This is a genomic window from Hoeflea sp. YIM 152468, from assembly GCF_029210485.1.
In the GTDB taxonomy this organism is placed as follows: domain Bacteria; phylum Pseudomonadota; class Alphaproteobacteria; order Rhizobiales; family Rhizobiaceae; genus Hoeflea.
On the sequence record NZ_JARGET010000011.1, the window covers coordinates 1 to 22992 of the forward strand.

Sequence of the window (22992 nt, forward strand, 5' to 3'; positions counted from 1 at the left end):
CACGGCGACGATACGCTCAATGCAGGCAATGCTGACGCCACCTGGCTCTACACGGGCAGCAACAATGGCGCGGACACGTTCACCAACAACGCCACGGGTGTGTCCATCGCCAGGGCGGATGCAGCAGGCACGGTCATCGGCGTCAATGGCTACGCCAATGACGGCGTCGACGAGTTCATCGGAACCGGCGACACCATCATCCGCGACTCCAATGCGGGTCACACGCTCGACTTCACCAACACCAGGCTGACACATATCGGCCGGGTCGAAGGGGCCAATGGCAATGACTTCGTGACGACGGCGTTTACCGCCAACGTTACCGGCACAGTGACCTATGACGGCGGCGCCAACACCGACACGCTGCGCATCAACATGACGCTGGCACAGGCGTCGAACGCCACAGTGGCGGCCCAGTTCGATGCTTATGTGGCGAGCCCGTCGAACACCCTGTTCGACTTCACGAGCCTCGGGTTCAAGGCGGTCAATTTCGAGAACGTGGAACTGTTCGTTACTGTTGGCTCGTTCAGCATTCTTGCCAACAACATGGTCATCGGAACAAACGGCACCGGCGGCGACACGATTGTTCCGGGCTCGTCCTCGACCGGTGTTGTCGGTGTGGCGGGTAACGCGACCAACGACCTGATCTTCGGGCGCAACTACAACGATACTATCGATGCCGGCGACGGCAACGACACCATTATTGGCGCGCATGGAAACGACACGCTGACCGGTGGGCTGGGCAACGACGTCTTTGTCTATGGCTACGATTCCAACGGAAACGGCTATGACACCGTCAACGGCGGCGACGGCGAGGACCGGATTGTCGCGATTGCCGACAACATCAACATCGGGCTCAACGGCTTTGACAATGATGTCGAGATCATCGATATCCACAACCATACAGGCGTGCGGATTACCGGTACTGAAAGCAATTCCGGCGATACGCTGAACTTCTCCAATGTGGCATTCCACAATGCGGGTGTTCAGATCGGCCTGACCGATACAGCCAATTTTGTGATCGACGGGCGGAACTACAACGATACCATCACCACGTCGAAACTGAGCGCCGGCACCTATCGCGGTGGGCATGGTAACGACAGCTTTATCATCGGCGCTGCCAACGCGACATTCATTTACGACTATGACAGCAACGGCCACGGCTTCGATACGTTTTCGGGCAATGTCATCGGCGATACCCGATTCACCAAGATCCTGGCTGCGGTCGACAATGTCACCATCGGCCTGGCCGATGGCTTCGTTGATGGCGTCGACGTGATCGACAATGGCGGCAAAAGTGGTGTCACGCTAATCGGCACCAGTGCGAATAACGACGACAGCTACGACTTTACCAACGTCGTCTTTGCCAACAATGGCACGGCAGTTGGCCTGCACGATGCACCAGCCTTCCTGTTCAATGCCGGCGACTGGAATGACACTGTCGCGACATCGGACAAAAGCGCAGGCACCTATCGCGGTGGCCATGGCAACGACACGTTCAATATCGGTGTGGCCGACGCAACATTCATTTACAACTATGACAGCAATGGCCACGGCTTCGACAGCTTCAGCGGCAATACCATCGACGATACAAGGATCACCAAGATCCTGGCTGCCGCCGACAATGTCACCATCGGCCTGGCGTCGGGTTTCGCCAACGGCGTTGACAGCATTGACATCGGGACTCACACCGGCGTCACGCTGCGCGGCACCGACTCCGGCGTTGGCGACAGTTACGACTTCTCCGAGGTGATCTTCGCGGCCAATGGTGTTGGGGTGGGCTTGACCGGCATGGCGGCATTCCTGTTCAACGCCGGCAACTGGAACGACGACATCACCACGTCGAATAGAAGTGCGGGACTTTATCGCGGCGGCCACGGCAATGACACATTCCACATCGGTGCTGCGGACGCGACCTTCGTCTATGATCTTGACCCGAGCGGCAACGGTTTTGACACCTTCACCGGCAATGTCATCGGCGACGGTCAAGACAGCCGGATCATTGTCAACGCCAATAACGTCACTATCGGCCTGGCCTCCGGCTTCGTTGACGGCGTCGACACAATCGATGTCGGCATTCACACCGGTACCATGCTGCGTGGCACCGACTCCGGCGCTGGCGACAGCTACGACTTCACCAATGTCGCCTTCAATGGCGCCATCACGGTCGACGGCGGTAACTGGAACGACACGATCACCGCGTCGAACCTCAGCTCGGCCACCTATCTTGGAGGTCACGGCGACGACACCATCACTGGCAACGCGCAGACCGACACCATCATCGGTGGCCTTGGCAACGACACGCTCAGCGGCGGCGCGGGAGACGATACGTTCCTGTGGTCGACGGGTGACGGCAATGACCGGGTTGACGGGGGGTCCGAGACCGGCGCCGATACGGTGGTGCTCACCAACACCACGGCGACACCGGCCACGTTCACGGTCGGCACGATTACCAGCGGCATGCCGATCACGCCGCAGGCGCCCGGCACCGACGGCACCGACATCCAGGTGTCGGTGAGCAGCGGCGGCTCCGTCCGTATGGACGAGATCGAGGATATCGTTCTCAACCTCGGTTCGGGCGGCGACATGGTGAACATGACCACGCCGCTTGGCGGCACGGCGCTGCACACAAACACGATCACCATCAATGGCGGTGTCGGCAATGACACGGTCGATGCCTCGGGCATCACCAGCGGCCATCGCGTCGTCTTCAACGGTGGCGACGGCAACGACACGTTCACCTCGGGTGGCGGCGACGACATCTTCAATGGTGGCGAGGGTGATGACGTCCTCACCACCGGTCTCGGCAACGACACCTTCATCGGCGGTGCGGGCAACGACCGGATTGAGCTTTCCGGGAACGAGGCCGATTACACCCGCGTGGTCAATACCGATGGCACAGTGACGATTACCCATAATACCACCCTTGCCGAAACGACGATCTCGACGAGCGTCGAGACCGTCAGCTTCGCCGATGGGGACGTCACGATCGATCCGATCCAGCTGATCAGCGGTGGTTCGGCGACAGGCTTCACCAGCCTCCAGGCCGCGATTGCAGCCTCGTCCGCCGGCGACACAATCACGATTGCCGTCGGCGAGTACACGCTGACAAGCAATCTGACGATCCCGCATTCCCTGACGATCACCGGATCGGGCGAGGATGAAGTGATCATCCGTACTGGCGGCAACGCCAACAGCTACGGCATTCATGTCACGGCGGTCAATGTCAGCATTTCCAACCTGACGGTCGATGCGTCGGCGACGACCAACAGCTACGGTATCAAGGTAGACCCGGGCACGGGCGTTGATACTGACAACCTCACCGGGTTCCACCTGGAAAATGTGACTGTCGAAGGTGCAGGACGGTCCGAGATCGATCTGAACGGTGTCGACAATTCGAGCCTGACCAACGTGACGGCCAATGGCAATGATACCCGCGGCGTCGGCATCGCCTTGACGGACTCCACCGGCATCGTGCTCACCGATATCACCACCACCGGCAACAATTGGGGTTCGGTCGGTCTCTATTCGGCGGGTCGCAGCTACGAGCCTGACACCAATGACATCATCTTCAACGGCAGCTACAGCCATGGTGAGACGATCGGCATATATGCCGACGAGGAGGGTGTCACCTCGGTCGAGAATATCGACTTTGGCGGGATCTTCCCCGGTGGTGTCTACGCGGTGCAGAACGAAGCACATCGCGACGGCGGTGGTGGCGATGGGCGTGGCGAGGACTTCACCTTCTTCTTCGGCTCCGAAGCCGATGCCGTAGCCTTTGCCCTTGCCCTGCAGGGTGGTGGTGCCAACACTGCCTCGGTGATCACCGGTCCGCATGGTCCGGACAATATCGATGCAGAGCTCGGCTCCACCTTCATCGTGGTGGAAGGGATGTCGATCCAGGAAGCGATCGACAATGCATCCAACGGTGACACCATCATGGTCGGCGCAGGCACCTACAATGAAAGCCTGACCATCGACGAGGCGGTCACGCTGGTATCCGCGGACGGCCCGGGGGCTGCCGTCATCGGGGGAACCCTTCTGACGGATCTTGGTGTGCCCGGTGACATGGGGCTGGACGAATATTTCGAGGTTAACCACCCTGCCTATTCGGCCAGCAACGGTATCTCGATCAATTCAGACAACGTGACGCTGAACGGCTTCACAGTCACTGGCTATTCGGTCGGGCTGACGCTGGGAGCCTCCAATGGCGTGTCGATCATCAACAACGTGTTTACCGACAATGTGACCGGTATTCGCAAGGGTATGGAAGCGGAGGTGACCGATGTCACCATCAACGGCAATATCATTACCAATGGCATACATGGCATAAACATATATGCAGCTTCCAACGATGCCGGCGCCTTTGACGGTGTGACGATGAACAACAACGCCTTCTCCGATCTTTCGGAAAAAGGGATGTATTTTGAGCAACTGTCCCATGCTTCGCTGACCGGGAACTCATTCGATGGTGTCGGCAACTACGGCCGTGTTGCGCCTCCGTTCGGTCCGGCAAGCCAGAATGGCGAGTTCGGTCAAGCGATCGATATCAACCTGAAGTACGAGACCTACGAGGATGTCAGCTTCGTTGACACGATCATCACGAATTCAGGCCATTCCAACCTGGAGGGAGCGGGTTCGCCCGGCATCTTCGGTGCGGCAATCGGCGTGAAAATCCGCGATGACGGCTCTTACAGCGCCGATCCGGCCTCGTTCAACGGCAAGATCGAGTTTTACGGCGGCAGCATCGATGGCACCAGTACGGGCTTCCGGATCGGAGAACCGGGCAAGAACAATGGTGGCCCGAACGTGCTGATCGACGATGTGCTCATCCAGAATGCATCCGTCACCGATGTCGAAAACGCGACCGATCCTGCAATCGGCGGCATAACCACCATCAACATGGACGCGGCCCAGGGTACTTTCGACGGTTCCACGTCCCAGGCGCCACTGGTCATCAACGGTTCGGACAATGATGACATCATCATTGGCGGTTCCACCGACGACGCGATGACGGGCCGGCAGGGTAACGACATCTATCTCGTCGATGGCAATGACTTGGTTGTGGAAGCCGCCGGCGAGGGTACGGACGAAGTCCGGACCACGGACAGCTACGTCCTGCCGGATCATGTCGAGACTCTGACGCTGCTTGACAAGTCCATCAATACCGAGGACTTCGAAGACTTCGATCTCGGCTCGATCGCGGACGGCGAAAACGGCTGGAAGAACGTTGGCGCGAATCACGACGAGAGCGTCGTGAGCGACGGCGGTGGCCAGGCCTACCGGATTTCCTCGGACCCGGATTCCGGCGACTATGGCGGCCCCTATGCACCGGAGCTCAGTGTTGCGGCGGGTGAATCAACGACAACGGCGGGTGCGGATTCGATCCAGGCGCGCTTCACCTTCAAGGCGGTTGACCCCGATCCTTCGGACAATTCCACCCTTGAAGTCGATTTCGCCGTGGCAGGCCGGAGCGACCGCAACAACTTCATGCGGATCGAGAACACCGGTGCAGGGATCCGTATTGCGGTTGCGCTGCCGCTGCTCAACGGCGATTGGGATACCGGAGCGAGTGTCAATAATTTTGACGCCTTCACCGGCAACAAACCCCTGATCGAGGGGGTCGACCCCGCGGTTGCGCACACGCTGACGATGGTTCTCAATCATATTGATGGACCAAATAATGACGTGATCAACTACTACCTTGATGATCAGTTCATTGGTCGGTCTTCGACATTCGAGAACTACCGGGATTCACGCGGTGGAACGCATGATGACAATGCCGAGGCAAACCAGACGACTGGGCTTCTGTTCCGTACCTCGGCGCATGATGCGGCGACCGATGGGCCAGGGGGCGTCAACGAAGGTTTCATCTTCGATGATATTACCTACTCGACCTTTGACAAGGATGGGCCGGACGCTACTGGCAACGATCTCGACAACGTCCTAGTCGGCAACAGCGGCGACAATACCTTGCTCGGCCTCGACGGCAACGACAGCCTGTTCGGCGGTCTGGGCGACGACATCCTTAATGGCGGTCGTGGTCAGGATACGCTGACGGGCGGCGGCGGGGCCGACACCTTCGTCTTCGATGCCGACGCTCTGGCAGACGGTGGTTTGGGTATCCAGGATCTGATCGCCGACTATGATTTCGCCGGGGGCGACGTCGTGGATCTTTCGGATCTACTCGGCGCGGTGACGGTGGATGACACCACCAAGGCGGACTACGTCAAGATGAACGGGGCTTTCCTGTCGGTTGACGTTGATGGCGCGGGCACCGATGCAGGGTTCGTTCAGATTGCTGAATTCACCACTGTTCCTTCGGTCAATGGGCTGCGGATTCTGGTGGATGATGATCCGACGCCGGACAGCGTGATCATCTGATCATTTCTGTCGATGCCCTTGATCCGGTTCCGGTTGGAGGGCACAACGGTTCGGCGGAAACAGCAGCGTGACAACCCATTTCACAAACGCCATGGCGATGCGGGGGCTGGAAGTTTCAGGGGAATTGTTCGGGGGATGGCTGTGAGAGATTATCTGCGTGACGTTGCGTCAAGAGCCACACCTTTGGCCGGACGCGCCTCTCGGACCGGTGCAATGCGTGCTTTGCTGCTGACGGCGTTGGTTGCTCTGGCCGGATGCCAGGCCTCCAGTCTGGGCGACGGGCTGGCGGACGACGCAAATTCGGGTGCCACCCCCGTCACCAGTTCGAGCTATGGTAACGGGGCTGTCACGATTGCGATGCTGCTGCCGTCGGACGCGTCAATGCGCGCCAAGGCGGCCGACATTGCCGATGGCGCGCGGCTGGCACTGGATGATCTGGGCGGCGGCCGGCTCAGCATCGACTTTCAGGTTTCCAATTCCCGCTCTGGCGATGTTGCCGGTAAGGTCCAGGCTGCCGCGGCTTCCGGCACGAAGCTGATTATCGGGCCGGCGACCGATGCGGAAGTGGCCAAGATCATTTCTGCAACCAGCCTGCCGCGGCCGCCGATTCTGGCGCTTGTCGCCAACAATTCGGCTGGAGGAACCCATATCTGGCCGCTCTATGGCGACGCCATCGACAGTGCGCTCGAGGGTGTCGGTGTGGCAGTTGCCGCCAAGCAGAAAAACATCGTCGTGGTGCATGAGGCCGGTTTTTCGGCCGAGAATCTACTCAGGCTCAGGGAAGGCATCCGTCTGAAGGGCGGCATCACGGTTGGCTTCGTGCCGTACCCCTCGAGTGGCGGGAACTTACGCGCCGCATTTGCCAGGGGGTCGGCGGTTTTTGCCAAGGCCAACACCATCGTGCTGCTCGGAAGCGGCGAGGCGATCGGACAAGTGATCGACATTCTGGCGGCAGGCGAATTCGGTCAGTCGATTGCAACAGCGATCGCCACGTCGTTGATTCCGGCAGACATCTACAAGCGGCCTTCGGCGCAAGGACTGATGGTGGCGATTCCGTCGACCTCAAGTGTGGGCGTCATTTCGGATCGTTTCAAAGCCAGGTTTGGCCGAAGCCCCAGCTATGACGCGGCCATCGGCTATGACTCAATTGCGATTGCGGCAGGTCTGGTACGTTCGGGTGGTGCAGACGCGATCACAGTGGTAAATCTGACCTCGGAGCAGGGCTTTCGCGCGGCAACCGGGCTGTTCCGGTTCCGGCCTGATGGTCGGATCGAGCGGCGCATGGTGGTCCACCGCATCGAAAACGGCAACCTGAAAATCATCCAGGAAGAGGGCGACGGCTTCTGACCGGCGTCACATCTTTGCCTCCCACGAATAGGCTTCCGTTGATCATCGGTCTATATCTGGGGTGGACCCGAGGGGTTGAACCTGTGTGTTGCCTGTCCGGAGAACCCGGAGCGGCGGCGGGACTGGGGGGCGCCGCCATCGGGCGGTTTTGGGGCATGGTTTGAATGGATTGACCCTGACCGGTTCGTTCGCGGAGTATCGCAGGGCAGCGAATCAGGTCGGGTGACAGCATGAACATGCACTCCATGGATATGAACGGGACGCCGGGGCGACGCGCGCTGCTCTGGCTCTATCCGCTTCTGCTGGCCTTCGTGCTGCTGCTGGCGGTGCTGCAAAGCCTGCCGCTGGTTCTGCCGATCGGCCCGATGTACTGGGATGTCCTGGTCTATTACGATGCGATCGGCCGGATCGGGCAGGGGCAATGGCCATCGCTCGATTTCTTCGCGCCTGTCGGCCCGCTTGAGTATTTTCTCGCAGCCCTGTCGGCGCGGCTGTTTGCCGACGCACACCCCGTGCTGCTGACCCAGTGGATCTGGCTGCCGGTCACGGTGCCGGTGATGGCGCTGATCCTGTGGGATGTGGCGCGCGGCTCCGGCAAGGCGGCGGTGTGGCTGCTTGCGCCGTGGATGCTGTTTACCGCGCTGCCCTACAATGGGGTTGATTATTATCCCTATCCAGGCACCGACGCCTTTGGAATCTACAACCGGCATGGCGCGCATCTGATCTATCTGACGGCTGCTGCGGTGCTGTTCGTGCGCAGCCCGGTGGTACAGACGCTGGTGTTGAGCCTGCTGGTTCTGGCAATGGCGTTCTGCAAGATCACCGCGCTGCTGGCGGCCAGCCCGCTTTTGCTTTTCGGGCTGGTGCTTGGCCGTATCCGGCCGGTGACGGCGCTGGCAACAGCCCTGATCTGTGTTGGCGCCACCGGGGTTGCGGAACTGCTGACCGGGATGGTGATCCCCTATGTGCAGGATATTGTCGTGCTGGCGTCGCAGAACACCGGCGCGCTGTTGCCGCGGTTTCTGACTGCGGCGTCGCTGCATTTCAATGTGTTTGGAGCCGGCGGGCTTGTGGCGATTGTTCTGCTGATTGCAGCGCTGAGCGGCAAGGCGGCAGCGGATGGACAATCAGGCAACAGCCGCCATGCCGGAATGTTTGATGCGGACTGGTTCTGGGTGGGCCTGCTGCTGGTGTGCGGATTGTTCTATGAAACCCAGAACACCGGAAGCCAGGCCTTCCTGATGGTCTGGCCGGCGCTGCTGGCAATCCTGCTGCGGCCAAAGGCGGATTATGCGGGCTACCGCAGTCTGATCCTTGTGTTGATCGGATTTACCGTGATCCCGACGGTGAGCACGGTCCTGCACAAGGCTGCGCGGGCGCTGGCGGTGGCGCCGGGCTATATCGCACTTGATGCGCCGGACCTGGGGCCCCTCGGCCGGGTCTCTGCCAAGGATGTCATGGTGGAACAGGCAGATCGGATGCGCGGCGTCTATATCGCGCAACGGAGCGCCTACGAGGCGATTGCCGAAACCGAAGCCTTGCCGTCATTCCTGCTGTTTTCGGATCCGGATTACCAATATCTGCTGATCCAGGAAATGCAGGCGGCAACGGTGGCAATCCGGGCGCTAGAGAAAAACTCCGGACGCCGGTTCGAGCGTGTTCTCAATCTCGATTTCGCCAATCCGTTTCCGTTTATCCTGGGCATCAAGGGCGCCGATCATGTCGCCATCGGCGCCGACCCGAACCGTGCGGTTCCTGCGCTGGATGCCAGGACCCGTGATGCGGTGGCCAGGACTGATCTGGTGCTGGCGCCCGGCTGTCCGGTGCATTATGCGCGCAAAGCACTGTTTGATCACTACGCCTCGGCTTTGTCCGGGCATACCAGGATCGCACTGACGCCCTGCTATGACGCCTATATTCTGACCACGGCGCCGTGACCGGTTCTTGCAGGTGGACATTTTGTTGAGCGCGAGACTGGCGAGTTGGTGCTTGCCGTCTTGACGGCTGCTTCCGGGCGCAGGAAAGTACGGCGTTAACGCCAATCCAACACGTCCGGAGTATGCGATGGTCATTGATCCACCCTATCTGATTTTTCTTGGCGATGTGCCGGATGCGCTTGCAGCCAAAACCGGCCTTGGCATTGTTGACTGGCGGCCTGAGTGGTGCATTGGGCAACTTCGTCTGGAAGGGTGCCGGGCGGACGCGAAAATCCCCGACCTGTCAATCGAGGCCGCCGTCGCGCAGGGTGTGAAGACCATGGTGGTCGGGTCAGTCAATGCGGGTGGAGTGCTGCCCCCACACTGGATAAACTCCATTGTCGCGGCGCTTGATGCGGGGCTGAATGTGGCGACGGGACTGCATACACGGCTCGCTTCCATCCCCGAGATCGCTGCAGCCGCAGCCCGCAGCGGTGCACAGCTGCATGACGTGCGGTTCTCGGACCAGCGGTTTGATACCGGCAAGGGAACGAAGCGCCCGGGTTTGCGGTGCCTGACCGTCGGCACGGATTGTTCTGTCGGCAAGAAATACACCGCTTTGGCGCTGGAGCGGGAGATGCGGTCCCGCGGTATGGACGCGGATTTCCGCGCCACGGGGCAAACCGGCGTGTTCATCTCCGGCCGTGGTGCTGCGATCGACGCGGTGGCGGCGGACTTCATTTCCGGTGCGGTCGAGTGGATTGCTCCGGCTGCTGACCCCAATCACTGGGATCTGGTCGAAGGGCAGGGCTCGCTGTTTCATCCCAGTTTTGCCGGCGTGTCGCTGGGCCTGCTTCACGGCGCTCAAGCGGATGCTTTCGTGGTCTGTCACGAGCCGACACGCACCACAATGCGCGGGGTCGAGCATGGCTTGCCAAGCATCCGCGACGTCATCGACCTGACACGCGCCTGCGGAAGCCTGACCAACCCGGCCATTGCCTGCACCGGAATCGCCGTGAACACGCAAGAACTGGGCGAGGCCGAAGCCAGGACATTGCTGCAAGAGCTTGCGCGCGAGTACGCAGTGCCGGCGACAGATCCGATCCGTTTCGGTGTGAACGAACTGGTAGACCGGCTGCAATCGGTGTACGGAAAATGATCAGGTTTCACCAAAGTAGTACTTACAAGGATGAGAAAGGCGAATAGGGTAAACAAGCGTTCATTTAATTGATGAACCAGTTTGGAGCACGGATGCTGAGAGGACAGCAGCCGGAATCCATCAAAAGACACCGGATCTGACCGGTGCGACTTCGGCCAATGGGAACGGCCGATAGTGCGGCGCAAGCCGTGCGCCCGAATACAGCGAAAAGCGATCCGGGCAGGGAGGAAAGTGGAGGATATGGAAGCCACAGGTGTAACCACCGGCGGTCGGCCGGTTACGTTTCCACAATATTTGCTGCTGAACGCAAAGCGTTTTGCAACGCGGCCTGCGATGCGGATCAAGGATTATGGCATCTGGCAAACCTGGACCTGGTCCGAGCAACGTGAGGAGATTCGCGATTTTGCACTTGGGCTGAAGGCCATGGGCCTGGCCGAGGGCGACCGCATCGCCATTGTCGGATCCAACCGGCCCCGGCTCTATTGGGCGTTTTGTGCGGCGCAGTCGCTGAAGGCGATACCGGTTCCGGTCTATGCCGATTCCGTTGCGGACGAGATGGCCTTTGTGCTGGAGAATGCGGGCGTGCGCTTTGCCGTTGCCCAGGATCAGGAGCAGGTCGACAAAATCCAGTCGGTGGCCGCAGAGGTTCCGGGCCTGAGCGACATCATATTTGATGAGCCGCGCGGCCTGCGCGATTATGATCGCGGCCACCTGCATGATTTTGAAAGCATTCAGGAACGAGGCCGGCAAGCCGCGGCTGCCGATGCGACGGCGATTGCCGACTGGGAATCCGGCATCTGGGCCTCGGACGGTAGTGAAATGTCCACCATTCTTTACACCTCGGGTACGACCGGACGGTCAAAGGGCGTGATGCTGACGGCAGCCGCTTCCGTGAAGGCTGCGGAAGACACTGCCGAATTCGACACCATGACCGAGCAGGATGAAGTGCTTGCCTATCTGCCGCTGGCCTGGGTCGGCGATCACTACCTCAATTACGCGCAAGGCTACGTCGTCGGGCTGTGCATGAGCTGTCCGGAAAGCCCCGAGACCGTGTCGCAGAATCTGCGTGAAATCGGTCCGACCTTCTACTTTGCCCCGCCACGGGTGTTCGAGGGCCTGCTGACCAGCGTGATGATCCGGATGGAAGATGCGAGCAAGCTGAAGAAATGGCTGTTCAATCACTATCTCGGGGTGGCCAAGCTCTATGGGGAAAAGATCCTCGAAGGCCGGCCGGTGCCGCTTGCGGGCCGGATTTCCTACTGGATGGGCGACAAGCTGATCTATGGCCCGCTCCGCAATGTGTTGGGCTTCACCCGGATCCGCACGGCTTACACCGCCGGCGAGGCAATCGGTCCGGACCTGTTTTCGTTTTTCCGCTCGCTCGGCATCAATCTCAAACAGCTCTATGGCCAGACCGAAGCCTTTCTCTATGTCACAGCACAGAAGGATGGCGATGTCCGGCCTGACACCGTGGGGCCGGCTGCGCCCGATGTCGATATCCGGATCGCGGACAATGGCGAGGTCCAGTTCCGCTCTCCCGGCATGTTCGCCGGCTATTACGGTGATGCGGAGAAGACCAGGGAAACCATGACGCCTGACGGCTATGTGATGACCGGGGATGCGGGCATTTTTGACACGCATGGACATCTCAAGATCATTGATCGGGCCAAGGATGTCGGCAAGCTGACCACCGGGGCGCTCTATGCGCCCAAATACATCGAGAACAAGCTCAAGTTCTTTCCCAACATCAAGGAGGCGGTGGCCTTTGGCGACGGGCGGGATTTCGTGGCCGTGTTTCTCAACATCGACCTGACCGCGGTGGGCAACTGGGCTGAGCGCAACAATATTTCCTATGGTTCCTATCAGGAACTGGCGGGCCTGCCGCAAGTCTATGAGATGATGACTGATCACATCAATCAGGTGAACAGGGATCTTGCCGCCGAACCGATGATGTCGGGGGCACAGATCAGCCGGTTTCTGGTGCTGCACAAGGAATTGGACGCCGACGATGGCGAACTGACGCGGACCCAGAAAGTGCGCCGCGGTTTCCTGGCAGAACGGTACGGAGCGTTGATCGAGGCGCTGTATGACGGGTCGGCGGAAAGATACATCGAAACGGAAATGACCTTCGAGGATGGGCGCAAAGGGACCATCCGTGCCACAGTCAAAGTGGCGGATGCAACCATCCATCCCAGCAAAGAGCCAATGCCGGAGGCTGCGGAATGAATGCACGTGTCAAGCATGTCGAGCTGCGTGCCCAGAACGATGGCCTCAACCCCGGCGAGGTGATGCTGAAGGTGGAGAATGTGTCGCTGTCTTTCGGTGGCGTGAAGGCCATATCGGACATTTCCTTCGATATCCGCAAGGGCGAAATTCGCGCCATCATCGGCCCGAACGGCGCCGGCAAAACCTCGATGCTCAACGTGATCAACGGCTTTTATCACCCGCAGGAAGGGGTGATTACATTTCGTGGTGAAGCGCGGTCGCAAATGCAGCCCTATGAAGCAGCGGCCTCAGGCATCGCGCGCACGTTCCAGAATGTGGCCTTGTTCAAGGGCATGTCGACACTCGACAACATCATGTCGGGGCGAACTTTGAAGATGCGCAGGAACTTCTTCTGGCAGGTGCTCAACATCGGGCCTGCGCGCAATGAGGAAATCGAGCACCGGCTCAAGGTCGAGGAGATCATCGATTTTCTGGAGATCGAGCATATCCGCAAGACTCCCGTCGGCAAACTGCCCTACGGACTGCAAAAGCGGGTCGAGCTTGGCCGGGCGCTGGCGATGGAGCCGGATCTGTTGCTGCTCGACGAGCCGATGGCAGGCATGAATCTCGAGGAAAAAGAGGACATGAGCCGGTTCATCCTCGACGTCAACAGCCAGATGGGCACCACCATTGCCCTGATCGAGCACGATATGGGCGTGGTGATGGATATATCCGACCGTGTGGTGGTGCTCGACTATGGCCGCAAGATCGGCGACGGACCACCTGACGAAGTGAAGAACAACCAGAACGTCATCGACGCCTATCTGGGAGTGTCGCACTGATGGACTTTCTCTATCTGATTGTTGTCGACCCGTTTGTGCAGATGGCGGACATGCCGGATTTCTTGCTCCAGGTGCTGTGGGAGGGGTTTGTCGCGGGCGTGCTTTACGCGCTGATCGCGCTTGGCTTCGTCTTGATTTTCAAGGCGTCCGGTGTCTTCAACTTCGCGCAGGGCATCATGGTGGTGTTTGCCGGGCTGACGCTGGTGGGCCTGCATGAGAAGGGTGTTCCGGCCTATCTGGCGCTCATTCTGACCATCGGCGTGATGGGGATACTGGCGCTGGCCGTCGAGCGCTTCGTCATGCGGCCTCTGGTCAATCAGCCCGACATTATTCTTCTGATGTCCACCATTGGACTGACTTACTTTCTGGTGGGCTTTGGCGAGTTCGTTTTCGGTGGCGAACCCAAGCAGATGATCACCGAGGAGTTGGGACTGCCTACCGGTTCGACCGCGTTCGAAATCGGTGATGGCGGCCTGCTGATCCTGCAGCATATCGACATTGCCGCAGCGGTGATCGCGCTGATCATGGTGGGCGCGCTGGCAGTGTTCTTCAACAAGACCAGGATTGGCCGGGCATTGCGCGCGGTTGCTGATGACCATCAGGCCGCGCTTTCGGTGGGAATTTCGCTCAACCAGATCTGGGCCATTGTCTGGTTTGCCGCCGGGATCGTGGCACTCACCACCGGCATCATGTGGGGTGCGCGTTCCGATGTGTCCTTCGCGCTCGAGATCATTGCGTTCAAGGCCTTGCCGGTGTTGATCCTTGGCGGCTTCACCTCGATCCCGGGTGCCATTGTCGGCGGATTGATCATCGGTGTTGGCGAAAAAATTGGCGAAATTTATTGGGGCCCGCTGGTGGGCGGCGGCATAGAAAGCTGGCTTGCCTACATGATCGCGCTTATCTTCTTGCTGTTCAGGCCACAAGGTCTGTTCGGTGAACGTATAATCGAGAGGGTATAAGCGATGCATAAGAGCCGACTTTCCTCCATCGTTGTTGATTGTCACACCGATCATATTGAACAGGCGGCCGGCTTCTGGTCGCAGTTGCTGGGTCAGCCTTCGCATGTCGATGATGATGGTCACCGCGCCACAATATTGGCTGATGACAAGGGCGTTTCGCTGGTGATAGAGGCGGTTCAGGACGAGGCGCGTATTCACTTCGACATCGAAACCGATAATCTCGCGGCGGAAATTCATCGGGTGGAACTGCTCGGGGGCCGCAAGATCAGCGTGATCGATCACACGGTGATCATGGAAGCGCCGACAGGGCACCGCTTCCGGCTGACCGGACCGATTTCCCATGCGCTGCCGTCAAGCGGAAACGTCTGGGGTGACGATTGATGCTGTACCGCGAGTCCGGCCAATACAAGACAAGCTACATTGCCGACCAGGCCATCTTCCCGATCCGGGAAGACCGGGTCGGGATGGTCCTGATCGGGCTGGTCGCGCTGGTGATCCCATTCGTTGCGAGCGATTTCTTTCTCAACGCCATCATGACGCCGTTCCTGATTCTGGCGCTGGCTGCAATCGGCCTGAACATCCTGACCGGCTATGCCGGGCAATTGTCACTCGGAACCGGCGCCTTCATGGGCGTGGGCGCCTATAGCTGCTACAAGCTGACGACAATCTTTCCCGAGACAAACATTGTCATTCTCGTGCTGCTTTCCGGATTGTTCTCGGCCGGCATCGGTGTGATTTTCGGCCTGCCATCGCTCAGGATCAAGGGCCTGTATCTGGCGGTGACAACGCTTGCAGCGCAGTTTTTCCTTGAATGGTGTTTCATCCGCATTCCGTGGCTCTACAACTACAACGCCTCTGGAGCGATCGAAGTGCCGGAGCGGCGGGGGTTTGGCGACATTGTCCTGACCGGCCCCGCGGCTGGCGCGATGACGCAGTATTTTATCGTTCTGGGGATCGTGGTCGTGGTGACGCTTGCGGTCAAGAACATTGTCCGCGGACGGATTGGCCGGCAATGGATGATGATCCGTGACATGGACATTGCAGCCGAGTTGATGGGCGTGCGACCTTTGACGGCCAAGCTGTCGGCCTTTGCCGTCTCGTCCTATTTGTGCGGCGTCGCCGGGGCGATGTTCATCTTTTTCTATCTCGGCGCCGCCGAACCGTCTGCGTTTTCGATCACGTTGTCTTTCCAGATCCTGTTCATGGTTATTCTGGGCGGGCTGGGCAGTCTTGTTGGCTCGTTCTTCGGTGCTGCCTTCATCTGGGGGCTGCCGATCGTGCTGCGCGCCGGATTGCCGGCCATCGGCATCGGCATCGGGGCCGAGACAGTCTTTCATATTGCGACCATGATTGTGGGCGCGCTGATCATCTTCTTTCTCATCGTCGAGCCGCACGGCCTGGCAAGGCTCTGGTCGCTCGGCAAAGAGAAAATGCGGGTATGGCCGTTTCCATACGCCTGACCGGCTGGTGTTTTGCCGGGCGTCTGAGCAGACGAGCCGGGTAGGTTCTGTAAACGACATTGTCTGGGCATGGGACCCGTCCGGAGCAAAAATGTCGGGAGGAATAGGGTCCCCGGACTGGTGCGGAAACCGTGCCTAATGGGAGGAATACAATGCGACTGACATGTCTGATTGCCGGGACCGTTATGGCCGGCACCCTGGTGGGAGGAGCACTGCCGGCGTTTGCCGAAGAGCTGCACGTCCCGCTGTTCAGCTACCGCACCGGCCCTTATGCCGGCTCCGGTATCCCCATTGCCAATGGCATGCACGACTACCTGACCATGCTCAACGAGCGCGACGGTGGTATCAATGGGGTCAAATTGCGGATTACCGAGTGTGAAACCGGTTATGACACCCAGAAGGGGGTGGAGTGTTACGAGCAGGTCAAGGGCGATGGCGCTCTGGTCATCTCCCCTTACTCGACCGGCATCACGCTCCAGGTGATTCCGAAGGCGTCGGTTGACAAGATTCCGGTGCTGTCGATGGCTTACGGCCTTTCCGCCGCTGCCGAAGGCAACACATTCCCGTGGGTGTTCAATCCGCCGGACACATACTGGGACGGTGCTTCGGCCATCGTCACCGATATCGCCCGTCGTGAGGGGGGTGCCGAAAACCTCAAGGGCAAGAAGATCGGCTACATCTTCCTTGACGCAGGCTATGGCCGTGAGGCGATCCCGCTGCTGGAACAGATGTCCAGCGATATGGGTTTCGAGCTGATGCAATATGCAGTTCCAGGCAAGGAAATGCAGAACCAGTCGTCGCAATGGCTCAACATCCGCCGCGACAAGCCCGATTACATGATCATGTGGGGCTGGGGCGCCATGAGCCCGACTGCGGTGAAGGAAGCCACCAAGATCCGCTACCCGATGGACAAGTTCTACGGAGTCTGGTGGTCCGGCGGCAATGATGATGCGGCAGCGGGCGGCGAAGCCGCGAAGGGCTATCGCACCCTCAACTTCCACGGTGTCGGCGCTGATTATCCGTTTGTCGCAGACATCCAGAAATATGTTGTCGATGCCGGTAAGAGCCAGGTTGATCCGGCAAAGTTTGCTGACAATCTTTACAACCGCGGCGTCTACAACTCGATGCTGATCGCCGAAGGCATCCGCCGGGCGCAGGAATTGTCGGGCAAAACGGTCATCGATGCCACCGACATGCGTGCCGGGCTTGAGAACCTCGATATTACCGAGGAACGCCTCAAGGAAATGGGCATGGAGGGCTTTGCGCTGCCGATGAAACTGTCCTGCACCGACCATTCGGGCCATCACAAGGTTTATGTGGTGGAGTGGGATGGCAAGGACTGGCAGAAGTCGGGCGACTGGTTCTCGCCGGATGTCGATATGGTCAAGCCGTTGCTTGAAAAGGCTGCCGCCGACTATGCCGAGAGCAATGCTCCCTGGCCTGAGCGGACTGAACCTTGCGCCACCAACTGATGACGTGACCAACAGCCGCCGCGCGGGCATTTTCCCCGTGCGGCGGACAAATGTCCCTGACGCCAAATCTGACCGGAGAGGGTCCAGCCGATGTCCGCTTCCGTATCAATCGATGCGCAAACACAACCGAATATTCTGGCGATAAACAATATCGAGGTGATCTATGATCACGTCATCCTGGTGCTCAAGGGGGTGTCGCTGGTGGTGCCGGAAGGCGGGATTGTGGCTCTGCTTGGTGCCAATGGTGCGGGCAAATCGACAACACTGAAAGCGATTTCCAACCTGCTGCGCTCGGAGCGCGGCGAGGTGACCAAGGGATCGATCGAGTTCGAAGGCAAGCGGATCGAAGCGCAAACCGCCAATGAGCTGGTGCGGCGCGGCTGCATCCAGGTGATGGAAGGCCGGCATTGCTTCGGGCATCTGACGGTCGAGGAAAACCTGCTCACCGGCGCCTTTACCCGGCGCGACGGCAATGCAGCGATCAAGCGCGATATCGAAATGGTTTACAATTATTTCCCGCGATTGCGCGAACGCCGGACCAGCCAGGCAGGGTACACATCCGGCGGCGAGCAACAGATGACAGCGATCGGGCGGGCGCTGATGAGCCGGCCGAAAATGATCCTGCTCGATGAGCCGTCGATGGGGCTGGCGCCGCAATTGCAGGAAGAAATCTTCGAAATCATCAAGAAGCTCAACGAGCAGGAGGGCGTGTCGTTTCTGCTGGCCGAACAGAACACCAATATCGCGCTGAGATACGCGACCTATGGCTATATTCTCGAATCCGGGCGGATCGTCATGGACGGCGCGGCCAAGGATCTACGCGAGAACGAGGACGTCAAGGAATTCTATCTCGGTGTGGGCGGCGAAGGTCGGCGCTCGTTCAAGAATGTCAAGCATTACAAGCGCCGCAAGCGCTGGCTGGCCTGAGGGGCTGATTGAGGCTGTCTGACAGGGATCAATTGCTGATCACAGACAGGCTCGGGACTTGCGCGTCGCGGCGGAAGACGATAAAATAAACAAACGTTCATTTAATTGTGTGAAACATGGCGCGACGGGCGGGATCAAACGGAGCTGAAACAGCGGAGAAACTGCGCAATGCAGCGCTGGAGCTGTTTGCGCGCTCGGGCTATGCTGCGGTGTCGATGCGCGCCATCGCCGCGAAAACCGGGGTGCAGGCCGGCGCGATCTACAATCATTTTCCAACCAAGCAGGATCTGCTCAACGAGCTGCTTCAGGTTCACATGGAAACGCTGCTCGAAGCCTGGGAAGAGGCCGAGGACCTCGACCTCGCGCCGCCACAGGCGCTTGAGCATTTTGTCCGGTTTCACATCCGCTATCATCTCGATCGTTCGCGCGAAGTGTTCATTTCCTACATGGAATTGCGCAGCCTCGAGGAGAAGAATTTCAGGATCATCGAACAGTTGCGGCGCAGTTATGAGACCGTGCCGCGCGCCATTCTCGAACGCGGTGCGGCGGACGGGTCGTTTGCGATCATCGATCCCCAACTGACCACGATGGCGATCATCGCCATGCTTACCGGCATGACCACCTGGTATCGCGAGAACGGACGGCTGTCGCTCGACGAGATTGAGGCGCTCTATGTCCGCCTGGTGGCGCGGCTGGTGGGGCAGAAAAAGGAAGACTGACATGTTCACAGCAGGCATGAATTTCGGCCTCGGCGAAGACATTGACGCGCTCAGAGACATGGTGTCCCGTTTTGCCAGCGACCGGATCGCGCCTGTCGCCGAACAGACCGACCGGGAGAACAGTTTTCCGGCGCATCTGTGGCAGGAGATGGGCGCGCTGGGGTTGCTCGGCATGACCGCCGATCCCGATTTCGGCGGCACCGGAATGACCTATCTGGCGCATGTGGTGGCGATGGAAGAAATCAGCCGCGCTTCGGCGTCGATCGGCCTGTCCTACGGCGCCCATTCCAATCTCTGCGTCAACCAGATCAACCGCTGGGGAACGCCAGAGCAGAAACAACAATATTTGCCCAAACTGTGCTCGGGCGAACATGTTGGTGCTCTGGCAATGAGCGAGCCGGGCTCGGGATCGGACGTGGTGTCGATGAAGCTCAGGGCAGAGAAGCGCAATGACCGCTACGTGCTCAACGGCAACAAGATGTGGATCACCAACGGGCCGGACGCCAGCACGCTGGTGGTCTATGCCAAGACAGATCCGGAGGCGAAGTCGCGCGGCATCACCGCATTCCTGATCGAAAAGGGCATGACCGGATTTTCCACGGCACAGAAGCTCGACAAGCTGGGCATGCGCGGCTCCAACACCTGCGAACTGGTGTTTGAAGACTGTGAAGTGCCCTTCGACAACGTGCTCGGCGAAGAAGGCCAGGGCGTCAAGATCCTGATGTCGGGGCTCGATTATGAGCGGCTGGTGCTCGCCGGCGGGCCGCTCGGCATCATGGCCGCGGCGATGGATGTGGTGGTGCCCTATTGTCACGAGCGCAAGCAGTTCGGCGAGCCGATCGGCAATTTCCAGCTGATGCAGGGCAAGCTGGCCGACATGTACACGACGATGAACGCCTGCCGGGCCTATGTCTATGCCGTGGCGCAGGCCGCCGACCGGGGCGAGACCACCCGCAAGGATGCGGCCGGTTGCATTCTCTACGCGGCGGAAAAAGCCACGCAACTGGCGCTGGAAGCGATCCAGACACTGGGCGGCAACGGCTACATCAATGATTACCCGACCGGCCGGCTGTTGCGTGACGCCAAGCTCTACGAGATCGGCGCCGGTACATCGGAAGTCCGCCGCATGCTGATCGGCCGTGAGATGATGGCGGAGACGGGGTGAGGTAATTGTGCTACATTGCCATGATTAAAAAACATGGCAGATCGGCGAAAGGTGGCATGATGACGAAGCACGCGAAAAAGACAGGCTTCGCCGAAACGGGTCAGTCGGGTTACGACGCGGTGTCTGGCGAAGGCAAAAAGCCGATGCTGGATCGGGTGAAGCTCGGAGAGGGCGGACGGCTGGTCATTCCGGCAGCAATGCGTGAGGCGCTCGGGGTCAAGCCGGGCGACGAGTTGGCGCTGGAAGTGAAGGATGGAGAACTGAAAATCAAATCCTACATGGCTGTGATCAGGGAAATCCAGGCTCGTGTCCAAGAGCTCGTTCCGCCGGGTGTGGATATTGTTGAGGACTTTCTGGCCGAGCGCAGGGAAGAGCAGCGAAGATCTGATGAGCGTTTTGAACGCTTGCATCGCGAAGGAATGGCGATGCGGGAAAAAGATAAGTGACCGTTATTCTGGATGCGTCAGCGGTGCTTGCCGGATTGAAAAATGAAGCCGGCGCTGAGTTGTTTTGGAAACACTCAGTCGGGTCGCGGATTTGTTCGATAAATCTTGCGGAAGTGGTTTCTAAACTTATCGATATCGGTAGCGAGCCAGAAGTCGCGGTAGAGGATGTAGCGGCCCTTCGTCTCGATGTGGTGTCATTTGATGCCGATACCGCTCTATTGGCAGGTCGCTTGCGTGCGGATACTTACCATCGCGGATTGTCGCTCGGCGACCGCGCTTGCCTGGCATTGGCCATCCGCGAGAAGGCGACGGCCTTGACCGCAGACCGAAACTGGGCCGATCTCGACCTGCCTTGCAAAGTGGAGCTAATTCGCTGATGACCATCATCCAATCCAAGATCTCCACCGGTTCGCAGGCGTTCAGGGACAATGCCGCAAGGATGCAGACGCAGATCGATGAGGCCGCGGAAGCCGCGGCGCTGCATGGCCAGGGCGGGCCGGAAGCCTCGCGCGAACGCCATGTCGGGCGCGGCAAGTTGCTGCCACGCGAGCGGGTGGCGAGCTTGCTGGATGCGGATTCGCCGTTTCTGGAAGTCGGCCGTTTTGCGGCGCACGGGCTCTATGGCGGCGATATTGCCTCGGCCGGGTTGATCACCGGTGTCGGCCGGGTCAACGGCCGCGACGTGATGGTGGTGTGCAACGACGCCACGGTGAAAGGTGGGACGTATTATCCGCTGTCGGTGAAGAAGCATCTCAGAGCCCAGGAAATTGCGCTCGAAAACAATCTGCCTTGTGTCTATCTGGTCGATTCCGGCGGCGCCAATCTGCCCAATCAGGACGAGGTGTTTCCCGACCGGGACCATTTCGGGCGGATCTTCTTCAACCAGGCCAATATGAGCGCCAGGGGGATTGCGCAGATTGCGGTGGTGATGGGCTCCTGCACGGCCGGCGGCGCCTATGTTCCGGCGATGAGCGACGAGACCATCATCGTGCGCGACCAGGGCACGATCTTTCTTGCAGGGCCGCCGCTGGTCAAGGCTGCGACCGGCGAGATCGTCAGCGCCGAGGATCTTGGCGGCGGCGACGTGCACACGCGGCTGTCGGGCGTGGCCGATCATCTGGCCGACAATGACGCCCATGCGCTGCAACTGGCGCGGCAGGCGGTGGCCAATCTCAATGGCCGGGGCAGGGCAGGGCTCTGTCAAATGGACTGTCTGCCGCCGGAAGATCCGCTCTATGATCCGGCCGAGATCGCCGGCATCATTCCCGCCGACACGCGCCAGCCCTATGATATTCGTGAGGTGATCGCCCGCATCGTCGATGGCTCGCGGTTTGACGCGTTCAAGGCACGCTACGGCACCACCATCGTTTGCGGTTTCGCCCATGTGATGGGCATGCCGGTCGGCATCATTGCCAACAATGGCGTGCTGTTTTCCGAAAGTGCGGTGAAGGCCGCGCATTTCATCGAGCTGTGCTCGCAGCGCAAGATCCCGCTGGTGTTTTTGCAAAACATCACCGGCTTCATGGTCGGGGAGAAATACGAAGCCGGCGGCATCGCCAAGGATGGCGCCAAGATGGTGACTGCGGTGGCGACAACGCAGGTGCCGAAGATCACCATGATCGTCGGCGGCTCGTTCGGCGCCGGCAATTACGGCATGTGCGGGCGGGCCTATTCACCCCGGTTTCTATGGACCTGGCCCAACAGCCGTATCTCGGTGATGGGCGGCGAACAGGCGGCCGGCGTGCTCGCGACCGTCAAGCGCGATGCCATCGAGCGCACCGGCGGCGAATGGTCGGCCGAGGACGAGGCCGAATTCAAGCGCCCGACCATCGAGATGTTCGAGACCCAAAGCCACCCGCTCTACGCCTCGGCGCGGCTGTGGGACGACGGCATCATCAATCCGCTCAAATCACGCGAGATCCTGGCGCTGAGCCTGTCGGTGGCATTGAATGCGCCGGTGGCTGAGACGAAATTCGGCGTGTTCAGGATGTGAT

The 22992-nt window shown here is 59.6% G+C and carries 16 protein-coding genes; all 16 read left to right on the forward strand.

Annotated elements, in window-relative coordinates:
• Positions 1-6381 (forward strand): type I secretion C-terminal target domain-containing protein (locus PZ897_RS05200; protein ID WP_275750534.1); only part of this gene is annotated, 6381 nt, incomplete at its 5' end.
• Positions 6382-6594: 213 nt separating this feature from the next.
• Positions 6595-7728: a hypothetical protein gene (locus PZ897_RS05205; RefSeq protein ID WP_275750535.1), complete on the forward strand. Its 1134-nt coding sequence runs from the start codon at positions 6595-6597 to the stop codon at positions 7726-7728.
• Between the two features lie 230 nt (positions 7729-7958).
• Positions 7959-9665, forward strand: coding sequence for a hypothetical protein (locus PZ897_RS05210; protein ID WP_275750537.1), 1707 nt, complete (start codon positions 7959-7961; stop codon positions 9663-9665).
• Between the two features lie 127 nt (positions 9666-9792).
• Positions 9793-10803, forward strand: coding sequence for an N-acetyltransferase DgcN (gene dgcN / locus PZ897_RS05215; protein ID WP_275750538.1), 1011 nt, complete (start codon positions 9793-9795; stop codon positions 10801-10803).
• A 240-nt stretch (positions 10804-11043) separates the two neighbouring features.
• Positions 11044-13029 (forward strand): AMP-binding protein, encoded by a 1986-nt coding sequence (locus tag PZ897_RS05220; RefSeq protein WP_275750540.1) that lies wholly within the window; start codon positions 11044-11046, stop codon positions 13027-13029.
• Complete coding sequence (locus PZ897_RS05225) at positions 13026-13850, forward strand: ABC transporter ATP-binding protein (RefSeq protein ID WP_275750542.1); 825 nt, start codon at positions 13026-13028, stop codon at positions 13848-13850. Before PZ897_RS05220 ends, PZ897_RS05225 begins: the two co-directional genes overlap by 4 nt.
• Positions 13850-14809 (forward strand): branched-chain amino acid ABC transporter permease, encoded by a 960-nt coding sequence (locus PZ897_RS05230; protein ID WP_275750543.1) that lies wholly within the window; start codon positions 13850-13852, stop codon positions 14807-14809. Before PZ897_RS05225 ends, PZ897_RS05230 begins: the two co-directional genes overlap by 1 nt.
• Positions 14810-14812: 3 nt before the next feature.
• Positions 14813-15190, forward strand: a complete 378-nt coding sequence (locus tag PZ897_RS05235) for a VOC family protein (RefSeq protein ID WP_275750545.1) — start codon at positions 14813-14815, stop codon at positions 15188-15190.
• The gene (locus PZ897_RS05240) at positions 15190-16269 is read left to right on the forward strand and encodes a branched-chain amino acid ABC transporter permease (protein WP_275750546.1); all 1080 of its coding nucleotides are present in this window, start codon (positions 15190-15192) and stop codon (positions 16267-16269) included. Before PZ897_RS05235 ends, PZ897_RS05240 begins: the two co-directional genes overlap by 1 nt.
• 152 nt (positions 16270-16421) lie before the next feature.
• On the forward strand, positions 16422-17741 hold the full coding sequence (locus tag PZ897_RS05245; RefSeq protein ID WP_275750548.1) for an ABC transporter substrate-binding protein: 1320 nt from the start codon (positions 16422-16424) through the stop codon (positions 17739-17741).
• A gap of 90 nt (positions 17742-17831) precedes the next feature.
• Positions 17832-18668 (forward strand): ABC transporter ATP-binding protein, encoded by an 837-nt coding sequence (locus PZ897_RS05250; protein ID WP_275750550.1) that lies wholly within the window; start codon positions 17832-17834, stop codon positions 18666-18668.
• 116 nt (positions 18669-18784) lie between these two features.
• Positions 18785-19387: a TetR/AcrR family transcriptional regulator gene (locus PZ897_RS05255; RefSeq protein WP_275750551.1), complete on the forward strand. Its 603-nt coding sequence runs from the start codon at positions 18785-18787 to the stop codon at positions 19385-19387.
• Position 19388: 1 nt separating this feature from the next.
• A complete protein-coding gene (locus tag PZ897_RS05260; RefSeq protein ID WP_275750552.1) occupies positions 19389-20552 on the forward strand; it encodes an isovaleryl-CoA dehydrogenase in 1164 nt (387 codons plus the stop codon).
• 5 nt (positions 20553-20557) lie between these two features.
• Positions 20558-20998, forward strand: a complete 441-nt coding sequence (locus PZ897_RS05265) for an AbrB/MazE/SpoVT family DNA-binding domain-containing protein (RefSeq protein WP_275750554.1) — start codon at positions 20558-20560, stop codon at positions 20996-20998.
• Positions 20995-21375, forward strand: coding sequence for a type II toxin-antitoxin system VapC family toxin (locus tag PZ897_RS05270; protein WP_275750556.1), 381 nt, complete (start codon positions 20995-20997; stop codon positions 21373-21375). The genes PZ897_RS05265 and PZ897_RS05270 overlap by 4 nt, the downstream gene beginning before the upstream one ends.
• Positions 21375-22991 (forward strand): carboxyl transferase domain-containing protein, encoded by a 1617-nt coding sequence (locus PZ897_RS05275; RefSeq protein ID WP_275750557.1) that lies wholly within the window; start codon positions 21375-21377, stop codon positions 22989-22991. Before PZ897_RS05270 ends, PZ897_RS05275 begins: the two co-directional genes overlap by 1 nt.
• Position 22992 lies beyond the last annotated feature (1 nt).

Excerpts from the sequence above, each read along its gene's own strand:
- PZ897_RS05205 (WP_275750535.1), top strand. The coding sequence starts at position 6,595 with ATGCGTGCTTTGCTGCTGACGGCGTTGGTTGCTCTGGCCGGATGCCAG.
- PZ897_RS05210 (WP_275750537.1), top strand. The coding sequence starts at position 7,959 with ATGAACATGCACTCCATGGATATGAACGGGACGCCGGGGCGACGCGCG.
- dgcN (WP_275750538.1), top strand. The coding sequence starts at position 9,793 with ATGGTCATTGATCCACCCTATCTGATTTTTCTTGGCGATGTGCCGGAT.
- PZ897_RS05220 (WP_275750540.1), top strand. The coding sequence starts at position 11,044 with ATGGAAGCCACAGGTGTAACCACCGGCGGTCGGCCGGTTACGTTTCCA.
- PZ897_RS05225 (WP_275750542.1), top strand. The coding sequence starts at position 13,026 with ATGAATGCACGTGTCAAGCATGTCGAGCTGCGTGCCCAGAACGATGGC.
- PZ897_RS05230 (WP_275750543.1), top strand. The coding sequence starts at position 13,850 with ATGGACTTTCTCTATCTGATTGTTGTCGACCCGTTTGTGCAGATGGCG.
- PZ897_RS05235 (WP_275750545.1), top strand. The coding sequence starts at position 14,813 with ATGCATAAGAGCCGACTTTCCTCCATCGTTGTTGATTGTCACACCGAT.
- PZ897_RS05240 (WP_275750546.1), top strand. The coding sequence starts at position 15,190 with ATGCTGTACCGCGAGTCCGGCCAATACAAGACAAGCTACATTGCCGAC.
- PZ897_RS05245 (WP_275750548.1), top strand. The coding sequence starts at position 16,422 with ATGCGACTGACATGTCTGATTGCCGGGACCGTTATGGCCGGCACCCTG.
- PZ897_RS05250 (WP_275750550.1), top strand. The coding sequence starts at position 17,832 with ATGTCCGCTTCCGTATCAATCGATGCGCAAACACAACCGAATATTCTG.
- PZ897_RS05255 (WP_275750551.1), top strand. The coding sequence starts at position 18,785 with ATGGCGCGACGGGCGGGATCAAACGGAGCTGAAACAGCGGAGAAACTG.
- PZ897_RS05260 (WP_275750552.1), top strand. The coding sequence starts at position 19,389 with ATGTTCACAGCAGGCATGAATTTCGGCCTCGGCGAAGACATTGACGCG.
- PZ897_RS05275 (WP_275750557.1), top strand. The coding sequence starts at position 21,375 with ATGACCATCATCCAATCCAAGATCTCCACCGGTTCGCAGGCGTTCAGG.